Annotated in this window: 16 protein-coding genes and 1 tRNA gene; 6 read left to right on the top strand and 11 right to left on the bottom strand. The window is 62.8% G+C overall.

Annotated features, from left to right (window positions below; translation table 11 throughout):
* Positions 1–47: 47 nt before the first annotated feature.
* Positions 48–1274: a formamidase gene (gene fmdA, locus OCA5_RS05110; protein ID WP_012564221.1), complete on the bottom strand. Its 1227-nt coding sequence runs from the start codon at positions 1272–1274 to the stop codon at positions 48–50.
* A gap of 246 nt (positions 1275–1520) precedes the next feature.
* Between fmdA and OCA5_RS05105 the strand changes: the two genes are divergently transcribed.
* A complete protein-coding gene (locus tag OCA5_RS05105) occupies positions 1521–2246 on the top strand; it encodes a winged helix-turn-helix domain-containing protein (protein WP_012564222.1) in 726 nt (241 codons plus the stop codon).
* Here OCA5_RS05105 and OCA5_RS05100 read toward each other — a convergent pair.
* The 8 genes from OCA5_RS05100 to OCA5_RS05065 form a co-directional block, all read right to left on the bottom strand.
* Complete coding sequence (locus tag OCA5_RS05100) at positions 2210–3832, bottom strand: response regulator (RefSeq protein ID WP_012564223.1); 1623 nt, start codon at positions 3830–3832, stop codon at positions 2210–2212. The genes OCA5_RS05105 and OCA5_RS05100 overlap by 37 nt on opposite strands.
* Positions 3825–6476, bottom strand: coding sequence for an ATP-binding protein (locus OCA5_RS05095; RefSeq protein WP_012564224.1), 2652 nt, complete (start codon positions 6474–6476; stop codon positions 3825–3827). The genes OCA5_RS05100 and OCA5_RS05095 overlap by 8 nt, the downstream gene beginning before the upstream one ends.
* A gap of 126 nt (positions 6477–6602) precedes the next feature.
* Entirely contained in the window at positions 6603–9014 is a 2412-nt protein-coding gene (locus OCA5_RS05090) for a transketolase-like TK C-terminal-containing protein (protein ID WP_012564225.1), read from the bottom strand.
* Between the two features lie 14 nt (positions 9015–9028).
* A complete protein-coding gene (locus OCA5_RS05085) occupies positions 9029–9937 on the bottom strand; it encodes an alpha/beta fold hydrolase (RefSeq protein ID WP_012564226.1) in 909 nt (302 codons plus the stop codon).
* Positions 9938–9944: 7 nt separating this feature from the next.
* The gene (locus tag OCA5_RS05080; RefSeq protein ID WP_012564227.1) at positions 9945–10931 is read right to left on the bottom strand and encodes an ABC transporter substrate-binding protein; all 987 of its coding nucleotides are present in this window, start codon (positions 10929–10931) and stop codon (positions 9945–9947) included.
* 45 nt (positions 10932–10976) lie between these two features.
* The gene (locus OCA5_RS05075) at positions 10977–11816 is read right to left on the bottom strand and encodes an ABC transporter permease (protein ID WP_012564228.1); all 840 of its coding nucleotides are present in this window, start codon (positions 11814–11816) and stop codon (positions 10977–10979) included.
* Positions 11813–12583, bottom strand: coding sequence for an ABC transporter ATP-binding protein (locus tag OCA5_RS05070; RefSeq protein ID WP_012564229.1), 771 nt, complete (start codon positions 12581–12583; stop codon positions 11813–11815). The genes OCA5_RS05075 and OCA5_RS05070 overlap by 4 nt, the downstream gene beginning before the upstream one ends.
* Positions 12584–12638: 55 nt before the next feature.
* A complete protein-coding gene (locus OCA5_RS05065; RefSeq protein ID WP_012564230.1) occupies positions 12639–13433 on the bottom strand; it encodes an SDR family NAD(P)-dependent oxidoreductase in 795 nt (264 codons plus the stop codon).
* Between the two features lie 286 nt (positions 13434–13719).
* Between OCA5_RS05065 and OCA5_RS05060 the strand changes: the two genes are divergently transcribed.
* A complete protein-coding gene (locus OCA5_RS05060; protein ID WP_012564231.1) occupies positions 13720–14448 on the top strand; it encodes a GntR family transcriptional regulator in 729 nt (242 codons plus the stop codon).
* A gap of 305 nt (positions 14449–14753) precedes the next feature.
* Here the strand turns inward: OCA5_RS05060 and OCA5_RS05055 are convergent, their stop codons facing one another.
* Positions 14754–15038, bottom strand: a complete 285-nt coding sequence (locus OCA5_RS05055; RefSeq protein WP_012564232.1) for a con-10 family general stress protein — start codon at positions 15036–15038, stop codon at positions 14754–14756.
* Positions 15039–15283: 245 nt separating this feature from the next.
* On the opposite strand from OCA5_RS05055, the gene OCA5_RS05050 reads away from it, so the two are divergent.
* Entirely contained in the window at positions 15284–15655 is a 372-nt protein-coding gene (locus OCA5_RS05050; RefSeq protein ID WP_244396087.1) for an energy transducer TonB family protein, read from the top strand.
* Positions 15656–15870: 215 nt separating this feature from the next.
* On the opposite strand, the gene OCA5_RS05045 is transcribed toward OCA5_RS05050, so the two are convergent.
* Positions 15871–16056 (bottom strand): hypothetical protein, encoded by a 186-nt coding sequence (locus OCA5_RS05045; RefSeq protein WP_012564234.1) that lies wholly within the window; start codon positions 16054–16056, stop codon positions 15871–15873.
* A gap of 499 nt (positions 16057–16555) precedes the next feature.
* On the opposite strand from OCA5_RS05045, the gene OCA5_RS05040 reads away from it, so the two are divergent.
* The 3 genes from OCA5_RS05040 (at position 16556) to flhA (ending at position 20233) form a co-directional block, all read left to right on the top strand.
* Positions 16556–17659, top strand: coding sequence for a globin-coupled sensor protein (locus OCA5_RS05040; RefSeq protein ID WP_012564236.1), 1104 nt, complete (start codon positions 16556–16558; stop codon positions 17657–17659).
* 127 nt (positions 17660–17786) lie between these two features.
* Positions 17787–17862 (top strand) — tRNA-Ile (locus OCA5_RS05035).
* Positions 17863–18103: 241 nt separating this feature from the next.
* Positions 18104–20233: a flagellar biosynthesis protein FlhA gene (flhA, locus tag OCA5_RS05030; RefSeq protein WP_012564237.1), complete on the top strand. Its 2130-nt coding sequence runs from the start codon at positions 18104–18106 to the stop codon at positions 20231–20233.
* Positions 20234–20503 lie beyond the last annotated feature (270 nt).

Genomic DNA, 20503 nt, shown 5'->3' with positions numbered 1-20503 from the left:
GCAAAACTGCCGGGCCTTCCGCATGCATCAGTTGATCGACCGAGCGATCAGCTCGCTCTTGCGACATCCGCCCCGCTCACCTGCTTGGTCGGGCCGGTAGAGGATGGGTTGATGTCGAACTCGAAGATCTTGGTCGGGATCGCGACGGTGGCGCAGACGTTCGGGATATCGACAATGCCCGCAATGCGCCCTTCCACCGGCGCAGTGCCGAGGATCGAGTAAGCCTGCTCGCCCGAGTAACCGAATTTCTTCAGATACTCGATGGCATTGAGGCAGGCCCGCCGGTAGGCCACATGGGCGTCAAGATAATACTGCTCGCCGGTGTGCTCATCGACCGAGATGCCCTCGAAGATCAGATAGTCGTCGAAATGCGGATCGATCGGGCTCGGCTTGAAGATCGGGTTGATAATGCCGTACTTCGCCATGCCGCCCTTGATGAGGCCGACGCCGATGTCGATCCAGCCCGCCATTTCGATGGCGCCGCAGAATGTGATCTCGCCGTCGCCCTGCGAGAAGTGGATATCGCCCATCGAGAGGCCGCCGCCCTTCACGTAGACCGGGAAGTAGCAGCGCGAGCCGCGCGACAGGTTCTTGATATCGCAGTTGCCGCCATGCTCGCGCGGCGGCACCGTGCGCCAGCCCTCCTTTGCCGCCTTGTCGCGCGCGCCGCCGGACATCTGGCCCATCAGCGCGGTGTCGGCATAAGGCAATGCCGCAAGCGGCGGCACGCGGTCGGGGTTGGTCGCAACCAGCGCCGCTTCACGGCGGTTCGCTTCCGCGAGCAACTTGTGGTCCGGCAGACAGCCGATCAGGCCGGGATGGATGAGGCCCGGGAAACGCACCTTCGGGATGTGACGCGAGGTGGTGTAGACGCCGTGGAAATCCCAGCATGATTTGACCGCATGGGGATAGTGCTCGGTCAGGAAGCCACCGCCGTTCTTCTTGTCGAACAGGCCGTTGAAGCCCCACTCCGATCCCTCGATCGGGCCGATGTCGAGAATGTCGACCACCATGAGGTCGCCCGGCTCGGCGCCTTCGACGCCGAAGGGGCCGCTGAGATAGTGAACCTTGGTGAGATCGACGTCGCGAATGTCGTTGGCGCTGTCGTCGTTGTGAATTTGCCCGCCGGTCCAGTCGTAACATTCAACACGGAATTCGGAGCCCGGCTTGAATGTCTCCACCATCGGAAGATCGGGATGCCAGCGGTTATGTGTTTTGACTGACTGGGTTTCCGGGGCCTTGTTGACGTCGATCTTGAATACGGTCTTGGCCATTTGCTTCCTCCCTGTGCCGGTGCACGATATTTCGCTGAAAGTGCGCCCACGCAGACCGCGTGGCGCACCGCACCCGGGAAGAGGCTAAGCTCGTCATGTAAGCCGCATGTGATCGGAAGGCCGGCGCTATGTAATTTTTTGTAACCGGATTTTGTGCCGCAGGCCCATATCGGGCCAAAGCCGGATATGATCTACTCAATCGAGGATCGGGTGCCGTGAAACCCTGCGAGATGCAAGGGGAGTGCCGTGCAGACTCAGCGTATCCTGATGGTGGACGACGACCCGCGGCTGTGCGGCTTCGTCTCCAAGTTCCTGACACGCGAAGGCTATGCAACCGAATTCGCCTTCGATGGCAACGCGATGCAGCGGGCACTTGCCAATGTTCCGTTCGATCTCATCATTCTTGATCTGAGTTTTCCGAACGGCGAGGACGGCATCACCCTCGCCCGCGATATCCGCACCCGATACGATACACCGCTCGTCATGCTGTCCGGGCGGCATGAGACCGTCGACAAGATCATCTGTCTCGAAATCGGCGCCGACGATTATCTGACCAAGCCGTTCGAGCCGCGGGAACTGCTGGCGCGCATCCGCACCGTGTTGCGCCGCGCCCGGCCCACGCCGCAGCGCAGCGCCGCTCCCGCGGAGAAGGACATTATTCTTTTCGCCGGATGGCGGCTCGATCTCGGCCGCCGCGAATTGTTCTCACCGGATGATGAGGCGGTGGTGCTGACGAGTCAGGAGTTCCATCTGCTGGCGGCGCTGGTGCAGCGCGCGGGGCGCGTGCTGACGCGCGACCAGATCCTCGACCTGATCGCCAACCGGCACTGGACGCCGTTCGACCGCAGCATCGACGTGCTGATCGGCAAGCTGCGCCGCAAGCTCAACGATAACAATCGCGCCAACCAGATCATCAAGACGGTTCGCGGCGCGGGCTACGTCTTCACACTCTCGCCGGAATCGTCGCACTGAGCGAGCGCGCGGCGCAGCGCCGCCGCCAGCACTTCGATCTCGACGGGCTTCTGCAGGATCGGCACGCGAGGGGCTGAGCCTTCCTCGCATAACGTCTCGAGCGCAGCCGCGGGCAGCGCCGTCGCCAGCAGAATGGCGGTGCGCGGCCAGCGCTGCCGCACGATCCGGCACAGGTCCGTGCCGTTGATCCGGTTCGGCAGCATCACGTCGCTCAGCATCAGGTCGAAGGCGCGGCCGGATTCCAGAATGCGCAGCGCGTCCTCGGCATTCCCCGCCGCCATCACCTCGTATCCGAGGCGGTTGAGCTGGCGCGTGAACAGCGCCCGCACCGGCGCCTGATCCTCGACCAGCAGCACCCTGCCCTTGTCTGCAACTTCACTCCGGGCCGCCTGCTCCGCGCGCCGATCGGACGCGCACAGCGGCAGATAGAGCGAGACCGTGGTGCCGACACCCGGCATGCTGTCGATGGCAAGATTGCCTTCCGACTGCCGGACGAAACTGTAGACGGTGCTGAGGCCGAGGCCGCTGCCGCGCTCCGCCGCCTTGGTGGTGAAGAACGGCTGCAACGCCTTCTCGCGAATCTCGGCCGTCATGCCGCAACCATTGTCGGTCACGCTGATGCGGACATAAGAGCCGGGCTTCATGTCGGGTAGCAGCCGCGGCGAGCCTTCCCGCAGATCGACGCAGGCCACGTCGAGCACGATCCGCCCGGCCGCGTCTTCTCGCTCGGCAACGGCATCGCGCGCATTGATCGCAAGATTGAGAAGGCTCGCATCGAACTGATGGCGGTCGGCGTAAATCGCGCACGCGGTCTCCGGCACATTGACGACGAGACCGACCTCCTCGCCGAGCATGCGCTCCAGCGAGCGCGACAATTCGCTGACCTGAATCCGCAGGTCGAGCGTTTCCGGCGTCAGCGCCTGATTGCGGCCGAGCGCGAGGAAGCGGCGCGTGGTCTCCACCCCGCCGAGCGCGGCATCGAGCGCGTCCTGCACAAGTTCACGCAGCACCGCGGTGTCGGCGATCGCGGACGCAGACACATCTTCTCGCGCGAGGCGAAGATTGCCAATCACGACCGACAGGAGATTGTTGAAGTCGTGCGCGACGCCCGCGGTGAGCTGGCCCAGCGCTTCCATCCGGCGGCTGTGGCGCAACTGCTCCTCCGCCTCGCGCCGCGAGCGCACCAGATCGAGGCGCTCGAAACAGCGGTCGAGCGTCGCCAGCAGATCATCGGGATCGAACGGCTTGCAGAGATAATCGTAAGCGCCGGCGCGGATCGCCTTGATCGCGGTCTGGATCGACGCATAGGCGGTCATCATCACCACCAGAATATCGGGATGGTGCTGGCGCAGCTCCGCCGCAAGCTGCACACCATCGGCATGCCCGAGCCGGATATCGACCAGCGCGACATCCGCCCTGGCACCGAGCGGCAGCGCGGTCTCGGGCCCATGGGCGATCTCGACATCGTAGTGTTCGAGTTGCAGCAACGAGGCGAGGCTTCCGGCGACGTCGGCATCGTCGTCCACGATCAGGACGCGGCGGGCGCGCTGTTTCTCTCCATGCACGGGAAAGATCGCCTCATCCATTATCCGCGCCCTCCATCTCGCGAGCCGGCAGGCGCACTTCGATATTGCTGCCCTTGCCCGGCTGGGACGAAATCACAATCGTGCCCGCATGACGCTCCACGATGCGGGCGACATGCGCCATGCCAAGCCCGACGCCGAAGGTCTTGGTGCTGAACAGCGGCTCGAACACGCGGGCGCGCACCTCCTCCGTCATGCCGACGCCGTTGTCGATCACCGACAGGCGAACGACGTCGCCGATATTTTCGGTCGAGAGCACGACCTTTCCCTCGCCCGCGGGATGCTGCTCGGCCGCCGCCTGCATCGCATTCTGCACCAGATTGACAAGCGCCTGCCGCAACCGCTCGCCGTCCGCCTGAATGAAGCGGCCGGATCGCAGATCGAGATCGAGCGAGACATCCGACAGCGCCCGCAGATCCGCGGCGTTCTGCTCGATCCAGCTATCGATCGCGAGCGGCGCCAGCGCCATGCGCGGACGCCGCGAGAACTGCAACAGATCCTCGATGATCCGGGCGCACCGCTCAATGTTGCGCTGGATGCGGTCAAGCTCGCCGCGCACACCCGGGCTGGTATCTGGCGGCGTGCGTTTCAGCACCGCAACCGACGCCATCAGCGAGCCGAGCGGATTCCTCAACTCATGACTCACCGTTGCGGTAATCTGGCCGATGGTGGCGAGGCGCTCGGTGCGCGCGAGTTCGCCCTGCGCATCGCGCAATTTCTCCAGCGATGCCACCAGGTTGCGCTGCGCGAGTTCGCGGCTCTCGTTGGAAAGCACGATCCACCATGCCCCGACGGCGAGCAGCGGCAGCAGCGCCAGAAACACCCGCAGCAGCAGCGCGTCATTTTCGAGGCGCGGCACATCTGCTCCCGGCTCGACCAGACGATAGGTCAGCAGGAACAGCGCGCCCGCCACAACCGACAGTGCCAGCAACAGGCTGCCAACCTTGAGGAGCCGTTGCGGCATGTGTGGCGCCAGCATGCGCGAGAAGCCCGGCCCGAAATAATGCGAGCGCGAGGTTTCGATCGCCGCACTCGATTTCTTGCAGACGTCGTGACAATGCGCTTCGAGGCTGCAGCACAGCGAGCAGATCGGCCGCTCATAAAAGCTGCAATAGGCCATGTCCTCGCGCTCGTAGGAATGGTCGCAGATTTCGCAGCGGAGCGCCGGTCCCTGCATCCCGGCGATATGCGGCGGCGGCTGGCGGGCGATGTAATAACGCCCGCGCGTGGCGATGCCGATCAGGATCGCCAGCGAGAACGAGGCGACGAACGAAAGGGGCGCGGAGTAAGCCTGCGCAACCGGTCCCAGCAGCCCGTTGAACGCCACGATCGACACCAGCGAGCCGAACGCCATGCCGCCGCACCCGACCGGATTGAAATTCGGCAAATGCGCGCGTTTGAACTCGATGAAGGACGGGCTGACCTTTAGCGGCTTCAGCACCCACAGGTCGGCGAAGATCGCGCCGATCCATGCGGTGGCGATGTTGGAATAGACGGCAAGCACGAGTTCCAGCGTCTGGAAGATGCCGAGCAGCATCAGAAGAAGCGAGATGAGAATGTTGAAGACGAGCCAGACGACGCGGCCGGGATGATAATGCGTCACGCGGGAGAAGAAGTTCGACCACGCCAGCGAGCCGGCATAGGCGTTGGTGACGTTGATCTTCACCTGCGAGAGGATCACGAACACGGTCGCCGCAAGCAGCACGGTCGCCGCGTCGTCGAACACATAGCGATAGGCGGTGATGTACATATGGATCGGCTCAAGCGCGACGGCGGGCGGCAAACCGCCCGACACAGCGAGCACCGCGAGCAGGCCGCCGCAAAGCACCTTGAGCCCGCCGATGATGATCCAGCCAGGGCCTGCCATCACCACGGCGCTCCACCACCGCACCCGGTTCTCCGGGGTCTTGTTCGGCAAAAACCGCAAATAATCCGCCTGCTCCCCGACCTGCACCACGAGCGAGCACATCACGCTGACCGCCGCCCCGAAGGCGAGACTGTTGAATCCGGTCTTGCTGCCGTCGAGGCCGGCGAAGTTCGTCCACGCGACGATATCTTCCGGCTGCTTCCAGATGATCATGACGAACGGCACGATCATCATCAGGAGCCAGAGCGGCTGGGTCACAAGCTGCAGGCGGCTGATCATGGTGACGCCCATCATCGTCACCGGGATGATGATGAGCGAGGATACGATATAGCCGACGACCAGCGGTACCCCGGCATAGAGCTTCAGCGCCTGCGCCATGATCGCGCCTTCGAGCGCGAAGAAGATGAAGGTGAAGCTCGCGTAGATCAGCGATGTGATGGTCGATCCGATATAGCCGAACCCCGCGCCGCGGGTCAGCAGGTCAAGGTCGATGTTGTAGCGGCTGGAATAATAGGAGATCGGCAGATTGGTGACGAAGATGAAGATCGAGCCGACCAGAATTGCGAGCGCGGCATTGGTAAAACCGTAGCTCAGCGTCAGCGCACCGCCGATCGCCTCAAGCGCCAGAAACGAAATGCCGCCGAGCGCGGTATTGGAGATGACGAAAGGTGACCAGCGCCGAAACGACTGGGCAGCATAGCGGAGCGAATAGTCCTCAAGGGTCTCGTTCGCGATCCACGAGTGATAGGAACGCAAAGCCGGAAGCCGTGGCGTCTCCACTGAACAGGTCCCCGTTCATACGGGAACGATCTTATAGTGTTTTCGAGCGGCGTGGATACGATCCGCGTCAAGAAAGCGCGGCACCCGAAAAAGCGAGGCTTCGGGGCGGCCGCGTGCCGCCCGCCGTCAGGTCGAAAGCGCGCGGAGGTAACGCACGGTGCGGCCGGTCGAGGCCGCCTGCGCGGCGTGAACGATCGCGTTGGTGTCGATATTATAGTGATGGTAGAGGTCGGCGATGGTGCCGGTCTGGCCGAAATGCTCGACGCCCAGCGCCTTGACGCGATGGCCCTGCACGCTGCCGAGCCATGACAGCGTCAGCGGATGGCCGTCCGTCACCGTGACAATGCCGCAATTGCGGTCGAGCTTTTCCAGCATGCGTTCAATATGGCTCGTCGCCGCCGCATTGCCACGCTGGCGCGCACGCTCGGCCGCCTGCGCGCCGGCGTTGAGGCGATCCGCCGAGGTAACGGCGAGGATCGCAACATCGCGGCGATCTTCCGCGAGCAACCCCGCGGCGGCAATCGCCTCCGGCGCGATCACGCCCTGATAGGCGATCATCACGGTCGTGTTCGGCGTCGGCGGGCGCATCCAGTACGCGCCGAGAATAATGTCGTTCGCAAGCTGATCGGTCATCTCGCGCACCGGCTGCTCCACCGGCCGCGTCGACAGCCGCAGATAGACCGAGCCGCCGGTCTGGTCGCGCAGCCATGTGGTCTCGTCGGGATCGCCGTCGCCGTTGCGCTGCATGTAGTCGAACGCAAAACGCATGATGACGGCAAGCTCATCGATAAACGCGGGCTCGAACGCGCACAGGCCATCCTGCGCCATGCCGATCAGCGGCGTGCCGATCGACTGATGCGCGCCGCCCTCCGGCGCGAGCGTGATGCCGGACGGTGTGCCCGCCAGCAGGAAGCGCGCATCCTGATAGCAGGCGTAGTTCAACTGGTCCGCCGCACGATAGATGAAGGGATCATACAGCGTGCCGACCGGCAGCAGCCGCACCCCGTTGATCGAATGCGACAGGCCGAGCGCCGACAGCATGATCATCAGGTTGGACTCGGCGATACCGAGTTCGAGGTGTTGGCCGGAGGGACCGAATTCCCACGTGTAGGTCGAGGGGATGCGCTCGGCCTTGAACGTGTCGGCGAGCTTATCGCGCGCGAACAAGCCGCGGCGGTTCACCCACGGGCCAAGATTGGTCGAGACCGTGACGTCCGGCGAGGTCGTCACCACGCGGCTTGCAAACTCGCTGTCGTCGCGGGCGATCTCGTTGAGGATCTGGCCAAAACCCATCTGGGTGGAGACGACCTTGCCGGCATTTTGCGGGACGACAAGCTGCGCAGGTACATCCACGCTCGGTGCCGAATGGTGGCGCGTGCCTTGCGCGAAGAACGGTGCGGCGTGCACGAAAGCTTCCAGCTTCTTCGGATCGACCGCCGTGCCTTCCCACTTGTCCCATTCGTGGCCCTGGCGGACACCAACGCTGGTCTGGAAGGTCGCAAGTTGCGCGGGCGTCATCAGCCCGGCGTGGTTGTCCTTGTGGCCGGCGAGCGGAAGGCTGAAGCCTTTAATCGTGTAGCAGATGAAGCAGGTCGGCCGGTCATGCTTTGAAGCCGCCTCGAACGCCTGCAACAGGCTCGGCATGTCGTGGCCGCCGAGATTGTTCATCAGCGCCTCTAACTCGGCATCATTGCGCCGGTCGATCAGCGCGCTGACCGGCCCCTGATCGCCGATCTCGTCGAGCAGCTTCTTGCGCCACGCCGCGCCGCCCTGGAACGTCAGCGCCGAATAGAGCTGGTTCGGGCAACGGTCGATCCAGTCGCGCAGCACCTCGCCGCCGGGCTCGGCAAAGGCCTGCTGCTGCAACCTGCCGTGCTTGAGGATGACGACATCCCAGCCGAAATTCGCGAACATCTGCTCGAATTTCTGCCACAGCCCTTCGCGGATCACGGCATCGAGCGACTGGCGGTTGTAATCGACGATCCACCAGCAGTTGCGCAGGCCGTGCTTCCAGCCCTCGATCAGGGCTTCATAGATGTTGCCCTCGTCCATCTCGGCATCGCCGACGAGCGCCACCATGCGGCCTTCGGGGCGCTCGCCCATCCAGCCATGGGCGCTGACGTAATCCTGCACCAGCGAGGAGAACAGCGTCTGCGCCACGCCAAGGCCGACCGAGCCGGTGGAGAAATCCACGTCGTCGATGTCCTTGGTGCGCGAGGGATAGCTCTGCGCGCCCTTGAGGCCGCGAAAGTTCTGCAGCTTCTCGATGGTCTGGTTGCCTGCGAGATACTGGATCGCGTGGAAGATCGGCGAGGCGTGCGGCTTCACCGCGACGCGGTCCTGCGGACGCAGCACGTCGAAATAAAGCGCGGTCATGATGGTCGCGAGCGATGCGGACGAGGCCTGATGGCCGCCGACCTTCACCTCGCCCGGCTCGCGCACATGGTTCGCCTGATGGATGGTCCACGAGGCAAGCCACAGAATGCGCCGTTCGAGCTCGGCGAGCATCTTCAGCTTGTCAGATTCCGCGGGTGACATGGCGCGCTCCGCTGTTACTTGACCCCTGACCGAAAAAATTCATCGACCGCATTCCACAACACATGGCGCGCCTTGCCGAGCGTCGCAATGTGCGCGAGATGCGGCAGCACGGCGAACCGCTTGTCGTTGGTCGGCAGGCGATTGAAGAACGCCAGCAGGTCGTCCATCGTCGCGAGGCTGTCGTGCTCGCCACGCACCATGAAGGTCGGCGCGGCAATCCTGTCCGGGTCGACCAGCGGCAGCTTCGTCGTCATGTCGAGATAGGTTCCGGTCGGCACCGAGTCGTCATAAAGGAGCTGCGCGCGGGCGCACGCTTCGGCAACGGCGGGATCGGTGGTGCCCGGCCCGTCGCGCAGGAAAATGCCGACGATATAATCGATGTCGATGGCGCGGCGATTCGAGGCTCGGAACTGCGCCACGCCCGCCCTGCGCTTCTCCAGCGTCGGCGAGCCCTCCCCCGTCCACACGAACGCATCGAGCACGATGCGCGCGGCGTGTTCGGGCGCTCCTTGCGCGAACGCAGCAACCCGCAGCGAGCCTGACGACAGGCCATAAAGATTGAACTCCGACATGCCGGTCTCGGCCGCGATCACGCGCGCCGTCGCCTTCAGGTCTTCCACGCCTGTTGCAATGTCGGAGTTTCCGGGTGTGACAGTCGAGCGGCCATAGCCCTCGTGATCCATCGCCCAGACGTCCCAGCCCCGCAATGCGAGCCAGTCCATGAACGAGTAATCCGGGTGCCCCGGCACGGTGAGGTCGAAGGTCGGCAGCGCCGAATTCGACGACCCGTGCACGAGGACGACGGGGAGACGCTTTGTTTGATCCGCGGAACGCTCTCGCAGCCGCTTGCGCGCCACGAACAACGAGACGTCTCCCTTTTTCGCCCAGTGCTCGTCGTAGGCAATCCGCGGATCGGTGGTCATGGCAGCATTACTTTTCCGGAAGGAACGCGTTGGTGAAGGTCTTTTCGAACTCGATCTTCTTGTCGCCCGGCGGCTGCAGGAAGTCGTAGACCTTCTTGCCGCCTTCGAGCGTCATGCGGCCGTCCTTGCTCCAAATCTGCGTCAGCGTCTCGTAGGAGCGCTCGTTGGTCTCCGCGGTCATTTCCGGAAACTCCTGGGCCATGATCTTCTTGCCGCGCGCAGGATCGAGCAGGATGCGCTGCGCCTCGGAGAACACCGCCGCGAGCTTCTTCACGGTCTCGGGCTTGTTCTGGATCATGTCCGGCGTGGTGACGACGCCCATGAAAATGAGATCGCGGAACTGCTCGACGTCGCCCTTCATCAGGTTGACAAAGATTCCGCCGAGCTTCTTCTGCTCGAGCATGACGCCCGCAGGCTCGAACGGCATCGCCGCATCGATCATCTTGGCCTGGAACGCGCCGACATAACCGCCGGCATCGGCGCCGAGATAGACGAGCTGGACATCGCCCGGCAGCGTGAGCCCGTATTCCTTGGCGAGAACCCCGAGCATCTTCTCGCCCGAGCCGCCCGGCGACGGCGTGCCGATGCGCTTGCCCTTCAGCGCCAGAATTTTGTCTTTCAGCGATTTGTTGGCGTTGGCCTCGATCAGTTCGTTATTGGCGATGACGTTGTTGATCGGCCGCGTGGTGATGTTGAAGATCTGCACCAGGCTCTTGCCCTGTGCCGCCGCGGTGATGACGTGCTCATAGGTCAGAACGCCGAAATCGGCGTCCTTGCTGAGGAGCGACTGCAGCACCAGCGAGCCGCCCTTCACGAAGGTCACGTCCGCCTTGAGGCCGTGCTTCTCGAACAGCTTCTCGCGCATCGCGACATAAAGCGGGCCCGCGTAATAGCCATGCCCGATATTGGTAATGCGAACGGTTTCCTGAGCGTTGGCACAGGTTGCGCCAACCATCGCAAACAGGGCCAGGATTGCACACTTGATCGATCTCATCTTAGCGCCTCCTCCCATTGCACCTTAGCGGTGCGTTTCGTTGTCCTATCGATTAACAATCTTCCAGCGTTCGAGTCGCTCCTGCGAAGCCTGAACGAACTCGTTGAGCACCGCGGCAATCACCGCGATGATAGTCAGCGCGGCAAATGCGCCCGCTGTATCGAACTCGCTTCCCGCGCGCTGCACGAGATAGCCGAGGCCTTTGTTCGAGGCGATCATCTCACCGATGATGACGCCGATCAGCGCGTACGGCAGCGAGGATTTCAGACCGACGAAAATCCACGACAGCGCCGACGGCAGGATCACCTTCATCAGGATCTGCGAGCGCTTTGCCTTCATCAGGCGCACACCGTCGATCAGATCCTGATCGACCTCGCGCACGCCGGAGAAGGTGTTGACGAACACCAGGAACACGACGAGCACCGCGGCGAGCGCAACCTTCGAATGGATGCCGAGCCCGAACCACAGGATCAGGAGCGGCGCCAGTGCGACTTTCGGCAGCGCGTTGAACGCCCAGATGTAGGGATTGAGCAGCCGGCTGAAGAACGGCGACACGCCGAGCCAGATGCCGCCGACCACGCCGAGCACGGCGCCGATCGCAAAGCCGAGGAAGGTTGCGTACACCGTCGCCCAGATATGGACGAAGATGCTGCCGTCGGATGTCCATGCGACAAGCCGGGCGATCACTTCGAGCGGGCTGCTGATGAAAAACGGATCGATCAGCCACTCCGAGGCGGCCTGCCACAGCACCAGCAGCAGAAGGCCGAACAACGTCTGGTAAACCGCCATCATCGCCGTAGACGCATCGGCAAGCGTCCGGCTCTGCCGGGCTTCCAGACGTTCCGCTTCGGACTCGGTCGTTTCAACTGCAGCAGGCTTATTCAAATCCGTTCCTCGTCGTATTCCTCGCGGAGGCGGTCCCAGATCGAATTGTGCGTGTCGTGGAATTGCTTGGTGAAGCGAACCTCGCGCACGTCACGCGGCCGCGGCAGATTGACGAGCTGATCCATCGCCACCCGCGCCGGGCGCTTGGTGAAGACGACCACGCGATCGGCCAGCGTGATCGCTTCGACGAGATCGTGCGTCACCAGAACGATGGTCTGCTGCTGCTCGGTCCAGAGCTTCAGGAGAAGATCGTGCATCGCCAGCCGCAACTGCGCATCAAGCGCCGCGAACGGCTCGTCGAGCAGCAGCGTCTTCGGCCGGTACAGCAGCATGCGCGCGAGCGACACGCGCTTGCGCATGCCGCCCGAGAGGCTGCTCGGATATTTATCCTCGAACCCGTCGAGGCCGACCTGCTGGATCAGCGCGCGGGCCTGCGCGTAGCGGGCCTCACGCGACGTGCCGGTCAACTCGAGTGGCAGCGCGATGTTGTCGATCACACTGCGCCACGGCAGAAGATTGTCCTTCTGCGTCATGTAGCCGACGTCGGTGTTGACGTCGGTGACCTTGTCGCCGTCGTACATGACCTTGCCGACGGTCGGGCGGTAAAGGCCCGCAATCATGTTGAGAAGCGTGGACTTGCCGCAACCGGACGGGCCGATCAGGGCGACGATCGACCGCGGCGCGATGGTGAGATTGACATCGGCAACCGCTTTCGTCCGGTTCGCGCCGGCGCCAAACGTCTTTCCGATGCCCTGCAGTTCGATCATCTCACCGCCCGCCTCATCAAGATCACGATATATCGCCCGTCCGCCTGCCGCGGACTTACCACAGCCCCTTCAAGCGGCCTCCGTCGACGTTGAGCGAAACGCCCGTGATGTAGCTTGCCCGCTCCGAGCACAGGAACGCAATCGCGCTCGCAAGCTCTTCCGGCTTGCCGAAGCGGCCGAGCGCGTTTTTCTTCGCGGCCAAGCGTCGCGCCTCGTCCTCGTCGCCAACGCCGAGTTCCTTCTGCAGGCCCTGCGCATGCTGACGCCACAGTGCGGTTGCAACCCAGCCCGGGCACACCGCGTTGACGAGCACGTTATCGGGACCGAACTCGGTCGACAGCGACTTCGTCATGTTGAGAAGCGCGCTGTTGGTGATCGCAGAGCCGAACATATAGGGGTCCGGCTCCTTGCCGGCACCGCCGATCATGCTGACGATGCGGCCCCACTTCTTGTCGCGCATGATCGGCGCGACGGTGCGGATCATCCGCAGGAAGCCGAACAGCTTGGTATCGAGCTGCTTCTGCAGGCCCTCGTCGGTCATCTCGGCGAAACGGCCGGAATACATCGTGCCGGCACAGTTGACGAGAATATCCACCGTGCCGAATGCTTTCACGGCCTCATCGACCACGCGGGCGATATCGGCAGGCTTTGTAGTGTCAGCGACCGTGTGCTTGATCTCGCCGCCGGTGAGCTTGGCAAGCTCCTCGCTCGTCTTCGTGATCTCATCGGCCGTGCGCGAGCAGATGAACACCTTCGCGCCCGCCTGCAGGAATTCGCGCGCGCTTTCGCGGCCGATACCACGGCTTCCGCCCGTGACGATGGCAACACGGCCCTTGATACCCAAATCCATCGGCTACTCCCCTGATCGGTTCAAACTTGTCGTTGGTTGGCTTTCGAGTGCAGGCACGCGTCCGCGATCTCTGCCTGCGCAGAGCGCGCCCCGTCCGGGCGTTAGGTCCGGATCGTCCGATATGTCGGCTTGCTGCCCTGCGGGCGGCGACGGCTCCTCTCCCTGACGTTTCCTGCGCGAACGGGCCTTTTGGCCTCATTTTATTCTGACAATATTGTCATACAATATTTTCAGCGTTTTGAAAGTCAATCGCCATGTGCGATTTTGAAGCACGAGCGAGGGTGAGATGGCGGCGAGCGTTGACGTAATTGATGAAGCCGGCAGGCCCAGTGCGGCCGGCCTCGGCAGCGCGGCGGGCGCACGCCGCGGCAAGATCGTCGATGACATTATAGAGCGCATGCGCGAGGCGATCTTGGCCGGGCGCATCGTGCCGGGACAACGGCTGGTCGCGAACGATCTCACCACGCAGCTCGGCGTCAGCCGCGGCTCGGTGCGCGAGGCGTTTCAGCATCTCGCGGCTGACGGCCTCGTCGATCTCATTCCGAACCGCGGCGCGATGGTGCGGCGGCTATCGCGCGATCACGTGCGCGAACTGTTCGAGATCCGCATCAATCTTGAAGGCCTCGGCGCGAAGCTCGCCGCCGAGCACATCGACGAGGGCGATCATCGCGCGCGCTTTCTCGCGGTGTGGGAGGAGACGAAGCCGGACGGCTCGAGCTGGTCGTGGTCCAATTTCATGCGGCAGAACCGCATCTATCATCAGACCATCGTCGGCATCGGCGCCAACAAGCAGTTGTCGCAGCTGATCGAGAACCTGCATCTACCGATCGTGATGTTTCAGGTCGGCCAATCGATGCAGCCCGACAAAATCGTCAGTTCGCACAAGGATCACATCCGGATTGCCGATGCGATCCTCGCAGGCGACGCCGCCGCCGCGCAGAACGCGATGGAAGATCACCTGCGCGCCTCCGCAAGCTGGATTCTGCAATTGCCGGATACAGCGTTCAATTTGTGAGGGCTACGCACCTGAACTCTGCATGCGCCCTCTTCTCCCTCGCCCCGCTTGCGGGGAGAGGGTTGGGGTGAGGGGCAAAACTGCGAAGGGCATTTCCTGCAGGCCTGATAATCCCCCTCACCCGGAGCTTTTGCGTCCGCTCAAGCTCCGACCTCGCCCCGCAAGCGGGGCGAGGTGAAGACAGGAGCCGGCGGCCGCAGCCAAGCGGGAGTTCAGCCACTTCTTCAACACAGACAAGCCCACCCCGAAGCCGGAGCGGGCCTGCCCTTGCACCACGTTGCAATCAGAAATGCGTGCGGTTGTGGTTAGTGCTGACCGCCGCGACGGCCGGCGTCGGAAGCGCGCTGCCGATCGTTGGCAAAATTGCCCGAACCACCGCGCTGACCGCCCTGCTGGCCGCTCGACCCGCCGCTCTGCTGCTGCTGACCACCGTGACTATGCTCGCCGCCCTTGCGGCCCGCTTCGGCAGCCAACTCGCGGTCCTGCGAAAAGCTCCGCTTCTCATCCGGCACGCTTTGCCCGCCCTTGGCTGCGATGTTGCGCTGCTTGTCTTGGTCCATACCGGCAAAGCCGCGTCCTTCATTCGCCATGACATCTCTCCTCTTGCTTGGCTTGAGGCAGTGCGTCGTTGCACTGTCCCTGGTCAAGCAAGGGCGCATGTCCGCGTTCCTGCCGATGAATGTGATCTTTCCAAGAAAGGAGCTTCACTCCCTCGCCACACTTCGCGGCAGCGAAGCGTTCTCAAGGGCTCGGCGGTGGTCATCTCCGGCGGAAAGAAATCATTGCGAACACGAGGCATCCAAGTATCTTACCTCGATATTTCGGAGTGTTTGTTATGCGAGTCGCCGTTGCCGCGATCCTTCTTTTCCTTACATTTCAAACCGCGCCCTCGAGTGCCAAGGTTTCTCCGGAATATGTCGACGCCGTCATACAAAGGCTTATGAGCAGCGCGCAAGCCTACCCAATTCGAGGCGATCGAAATTGCCGGGTTTTGACGACTATCGTGAAATTTAAAATCGACCGCGATGCCCTCTCATACGCCAAAGTATTGAAATCCAGCGGATTCGACATTGCAGACAAGGCGGCAATCATCAACGTGCAGCGGGCTCAGCCCTTTCCGCCGCCGCCGCGCAACTTCGACGACAGTTTCCGCGTCCCTATCGTTTTCAGACCATCGCGGATGAGATGTCCGATGCTGGAAATGTAATAGGCCGACCATCCAGGACTAACGACCACCCAAAACTAATGATGCCTTCCCGCAAGAAAAAGCCCGCCGCGGGTGACATCCGGGCAGGCTCAAGTCGAGGGAGGTACAGGCCCAACCACGCGCGCCGCAAAAGGTTTCAGCGTGGCCACGATATGTCGCGGCGATTCAGGACTCGATTTTTGATGAGCGTCGTCGCTTAACAAGCGAGGCTGTTATCAGCCGACCACGGCGGGTTGAGCATCCAGCTCCTCTTTGAGCACATCGATCAGCACCTGATCGCTGGTTTGGACCCGGAGATATCCATTCCAGGTGACAGGCCCGACCTTGGCCTGCTCCGTCGGAAGGCTGTCGCGAAGCACCGAGAACTGTTCGCGGTGGCGAGGCGGGATGAGCAACTCCATGTCAAAACCTCCAAGGACCTTCAAGGCCTGCCTGCCGACGGGACAGCAAAGCTGCGATGCGCTGCTGGGTTCGTTCACCCCCGTTTTGTCGGCGATGGCTTCGTCGAAGAAGATGACGCATCACCTCCTCGAATCATAGGCCTCATGACAGAGGTGGTTTCTGGCCAGAGTATGTCCGCTGCTCTCAAGATGCAGCGCTCGTTTTCCCGCGCGGCCGCCGTATCCGGGAATATGAGGGCCGGGAAAGGCTTCAGCTTGGCCGCAGCGATTGTCGCACGGGGCTGACCAGCCGATGCCCGCAAGCCCGAGGTGAGAGCGGCCACCGACCCCGTCACCCTTCCCTATTTGCCGGGCCACCAAGCTGGTGCGCGTTGGCCATGGGTGCGCGTAGCAGGCGACGATCAACCGATAAAAATCCCACCGCAAAATTATATCGCTTCGCGAATTATTAACGACACGTACTATACCGTATACCACCCGGTATTTCAGGGAGGTTATTTTGACCGTCGATCTTATTTCTTTGATTGGTTTTACTGAAAACGATACTCGGCAACTTCGCGAACTGAAGGCTTCGATCACCGGCGACCAAGCCGCCATTATGGACAATTTCTACGGCCGGATCCTGTCATTCCCTTTCTTCCAGGACATGATCGGCAAGAGTTGCGCCCGTAACAACATCGATGCTGCGCAACTGGTCGCGCACATCAACGGCATCCAGTTCAAGCATTGGCAGCGATTCTTTGACGGCACGCCGGATGCGGAATTCCGTGAACTCTCCCAGAAGATCGGGCTGGCGCACGAGAAATGCCTGTTGACCAACGACCTTTACGTCGCAAGCTCGGCCATCCTGCTGGAAAATTTCCTGACCCGGATCGCCACGCAGCATCTCGGCGAAGGCGAGCAGGCAACCCGCCTCAGCGCCGCTATGAACTCCGTTGTCCGCATGTTCTTCCTGGACCTGTGCTACGCGATTTCGGCCTATGACAGCGCCGCCTCGCGCACCCAGATCAGAGAGATTTCCGAGCCGCTCCTGAACACCTTTGAGGACGACATTCTCAAGGCGATGGGCTCCGCCGCGGAAGAGCTGAACGAGACGGTCAAGACCGTGGCCTCGCTCAATGACGACAATCTGCAGCGCTGCCGCGAGACCGTCTCCAGCATCAATGTCCTGACACAAAAGCTCACCGAACTTGGCGAGATCACCAGGCAGATCGAGAGCTTCGTCAGCGTGATCACCGAGGTCTCGCGCAAAACCAAGCTGCTCGCGCTGAACGCCGCGATCGAAGCCGCCCGCAGCGGCGAGTACGGCCGCGGCTTCAACGTCGTCGCGAACGAGGTGAAGGCGCTTGCCGCCGAGGCCGAGAACGCCACCCACAAGGTGAAGAATCAGTCGAAGGACATTCAGGCAGCCCTTCTCGGCGCGATCCAGCAGATGGATGGCTCCCAGAAGCTGGTGCAGGCGATCGACCAGGGCATCGCGTCCGAAAGTCAGGCGATCCACCACCAGCACTCGGCGGCCAACAACATCTCGACCAATCTCGCCGCCGTCTCCGCCAGCGCGCGCTCGCTCCGTGAACGCCTCAACGCCCTCGACGCGGCCTGATTGTTGATCCGAAACGGCGGCCGCGGATTGCCCGCGGCCGCCGGAATTTCTCCCGGCAGGCTGTAATTGCCGCCGTGTCCGGCCCATTGTAAGGAATGGGGCCGATGTCGCCCCCATCTCGCGACAGGGGCCTGTAGCTCAATGGTTAGAGCCGACCGCTCATAACGGTCTGGTTGCAGGTTCGAGTCCTGCCGGGCCCACCATTTCCCCTTGCCGTGCTGGCCACCCTATCCGCAGCCGCCGATACCCCCGCCGTCCTCCCGCGTTAACCCTTTACTAACCATACACCGGGCAAATTTTGCCCAGTGAAAGTGAGTGTCGTTCTGCACCAGCGGGGGTCCCGTGGAAGCAAGCGCGGTGAATCACTTATCGCCCGGCGGCCCTCCGGCCGCCGCAAAAGTGTTTGGCGGGCAGCGGCGGCGTTCGCGTGGGGAAACGGCAGGCATGGTCGATGTGACGGCGGGGCAAGGCGGACCATCGCGCCTGCAGATTCCAAGTTTCGGTGACATCAAGGACACCCTGAAGCGCGGCGACCTCACGCTCGCCTTCGGCGTGCTGACGATCCTCGTCGTCCTGATCCTACCGCTGCCGCCTTTGGTGCTCGACCTGTTTCTGGCGATCTCGATCACCTTCTCGGTGCTGATCCTGATGACGTCACTGTTCATCCATGCGCCGCTCGAGTTCTCCGCCTTCCCGACCGTGCTCTTGATCTCGACGATGCTGCGGCTGTCGCTCAACCTCGCGTCGACCCGCCTCATCCTCTCGCACGGCCACGAGGGCACCGCCGCCGCCGGTCATGTGATCGAGGCGTTCGGCAGCTTCGTGATGAGCGGCAATTTCGTGATCGGCATCATCGTCTTCACGATCCTCGTCATCGTCAACTTCGTCGTCATCACCAAGGGTTCGGGCCGCATCGCCGAAGTCGCGGCACGCTTCCACCTCGATTCCATGCCCGGCAAACAGATGGCGATCGACGCCGACCTTTCGGCGGGCCTGATCGACGAGCAGACCGCGAAAGCCCGACGCAAGGAGATCGAGGACGAAAGCGGCTTCTTCGGTGCGATGGACGGTGCCTCGAAGTTCGTGCGCGGCGACGCCGTCGCGGGCCTCCTGATCGTCTTCATCAACATCATCGGCGGCATCATCATTGGCGTGGCGCAGCAGGGCCTGAGCTTTGGGGACGCGGCGCGCACCTACACGCTGCTCACCGTGGGCGACGGCCTCGTCACCCAGGTGCCGGCGCTGATCGTCTCGACCGCGGCCGGCCTGTTGGTGTCGAAGGCGGGTGTCTCCGGCGCCGCCGACAAGGCGATGATGAAGCAGTTCTCGGGCTATCCGCAGGCGCTCGGCATGTCGGCCGGCGTCATGCTCGTGCTCTCGCTGGTGCCGGGCATTCCGATGATCCCGTTCCTGGCGCTCGGCGCGGGCGCGGGCGTGCTGGCGCTGAAGGCGCGCCGCCGCAACACCCACGCCAAGGCCGAGGAAGCGCTGGCCGCCGCGGCACCGAGCGCCGAGGCCGCCGCCGCGGCTGCAGAGGAAGAGCCGATCTCGAGCGCGCTCAAGATCGACGACCTCAAGATCGAGCTCGGCTACGCGCTGCTGCCGCTCGTCAACGGCCCGGACGGCAACGACCGCCTCACCGATCAGATCAAGGCGCTGCGCCGTTCGCTTGCAATCGAGATGGGCTTCGTGATGCCGGCGGTGCGCATCCTCGACAACGTGCAACTCGAGGCCAACACCTACGTCATCAAGATCAAGGAAGTCGACGCTGGCGCGGGCCGCGTCTGGGCGAACCAGCTCATGGTGATGGACCCCGCCGGCAATCAGGTCGCCCTGCCCGGCACCCACACCACCGAGCCGACCTTCGGTCTGCCCGCCACCTGGGTCGACAATTCGCTCAAGGAGGAAGCCTCGCTCAAGGGCTACACCGTGGTCGATGCCGCGACCGTGCTGTCGACGCACCTCACCGAGCTTCTCAAGAGCAACATGTCGGACCTGTTGTCCTACGGCGAAGTGCAGAAGCTTCTGAAGGAGTTGCCGAAGGAGCAGAGCGAGCTCGTCAAGGACATCGTCCCGAGCCAGATCACAGTATCGGGCATCCAGCGCGTGCTGCAACTCCTGCTCGCCGAGCGCATCTCGATCCGCGACCTCTCCACCATCCTCGAAGGCATTGCCGATGCGCTGGCGTTCTCGCGCAACCCGGCGGTGCTGGTCGAGCACGTCCGCGCCCGCCTCGCGCGCCAGATCTGCGCGCAGAACACCTCGATCAACGGCTACCTGCCGCTGATCGCGCTCTCCGCCCGGTGGGAGCAGGCCTTCGCAGAGTCGATCATCGGCACCGGCGAGGACCGCACGCTGGCGATGCAGCCTTCGAAGCTCTCCGAATTCATGACCGCGACCCGCGACCGTTTCGAACAGGCCGCGCGCGAAGGCGAAAACCCGGTACTGGTCACCTCTGCGGCAATTCGTCCCTTCGTGCATTCGCTGGTGGAGCGTTTCCGCGCCCAGACCACGGTGCTGTCGCAGGCGGAAATTCACCCGCGGGCGAAACTCAAGACCGTTGGAAGCGTTTGAGAATCTGCGCTTTTGCCACCCGGCCGACATGACAATTTCGTCACATCCAAACGATTTCTTAAGCGTGCCGTTCGCGACTTCATGGAACTCGGATGGAACTAAAATTGTAACTATCTGATTTATCGTTATTTTTATTTCGTTCGCTAGATTGCTCCCGACCGATCAAGAAAAATCACTCGCTTGTGATGGGGTCTGGGAAACAAAAACGCCCTTCCCCACGTTTACGGAACATCGAGTTTGAACGGTTCGGCTCGGGACTGACCCCGCGGC

It is taken from the genome of Afipia carboxidovorans OM5 (assembly GCF_000218565.1).
Classification (GTDB): Bacteria; Pseudomonadota; Alphaproteobacteria; order Rhizobiales; family Xanthobacteraceae; genus Afipia; species Afipia carboxidovorans.
This window is presented reverse-complemented; position numbering and strand designations above follow the sequence as displayed.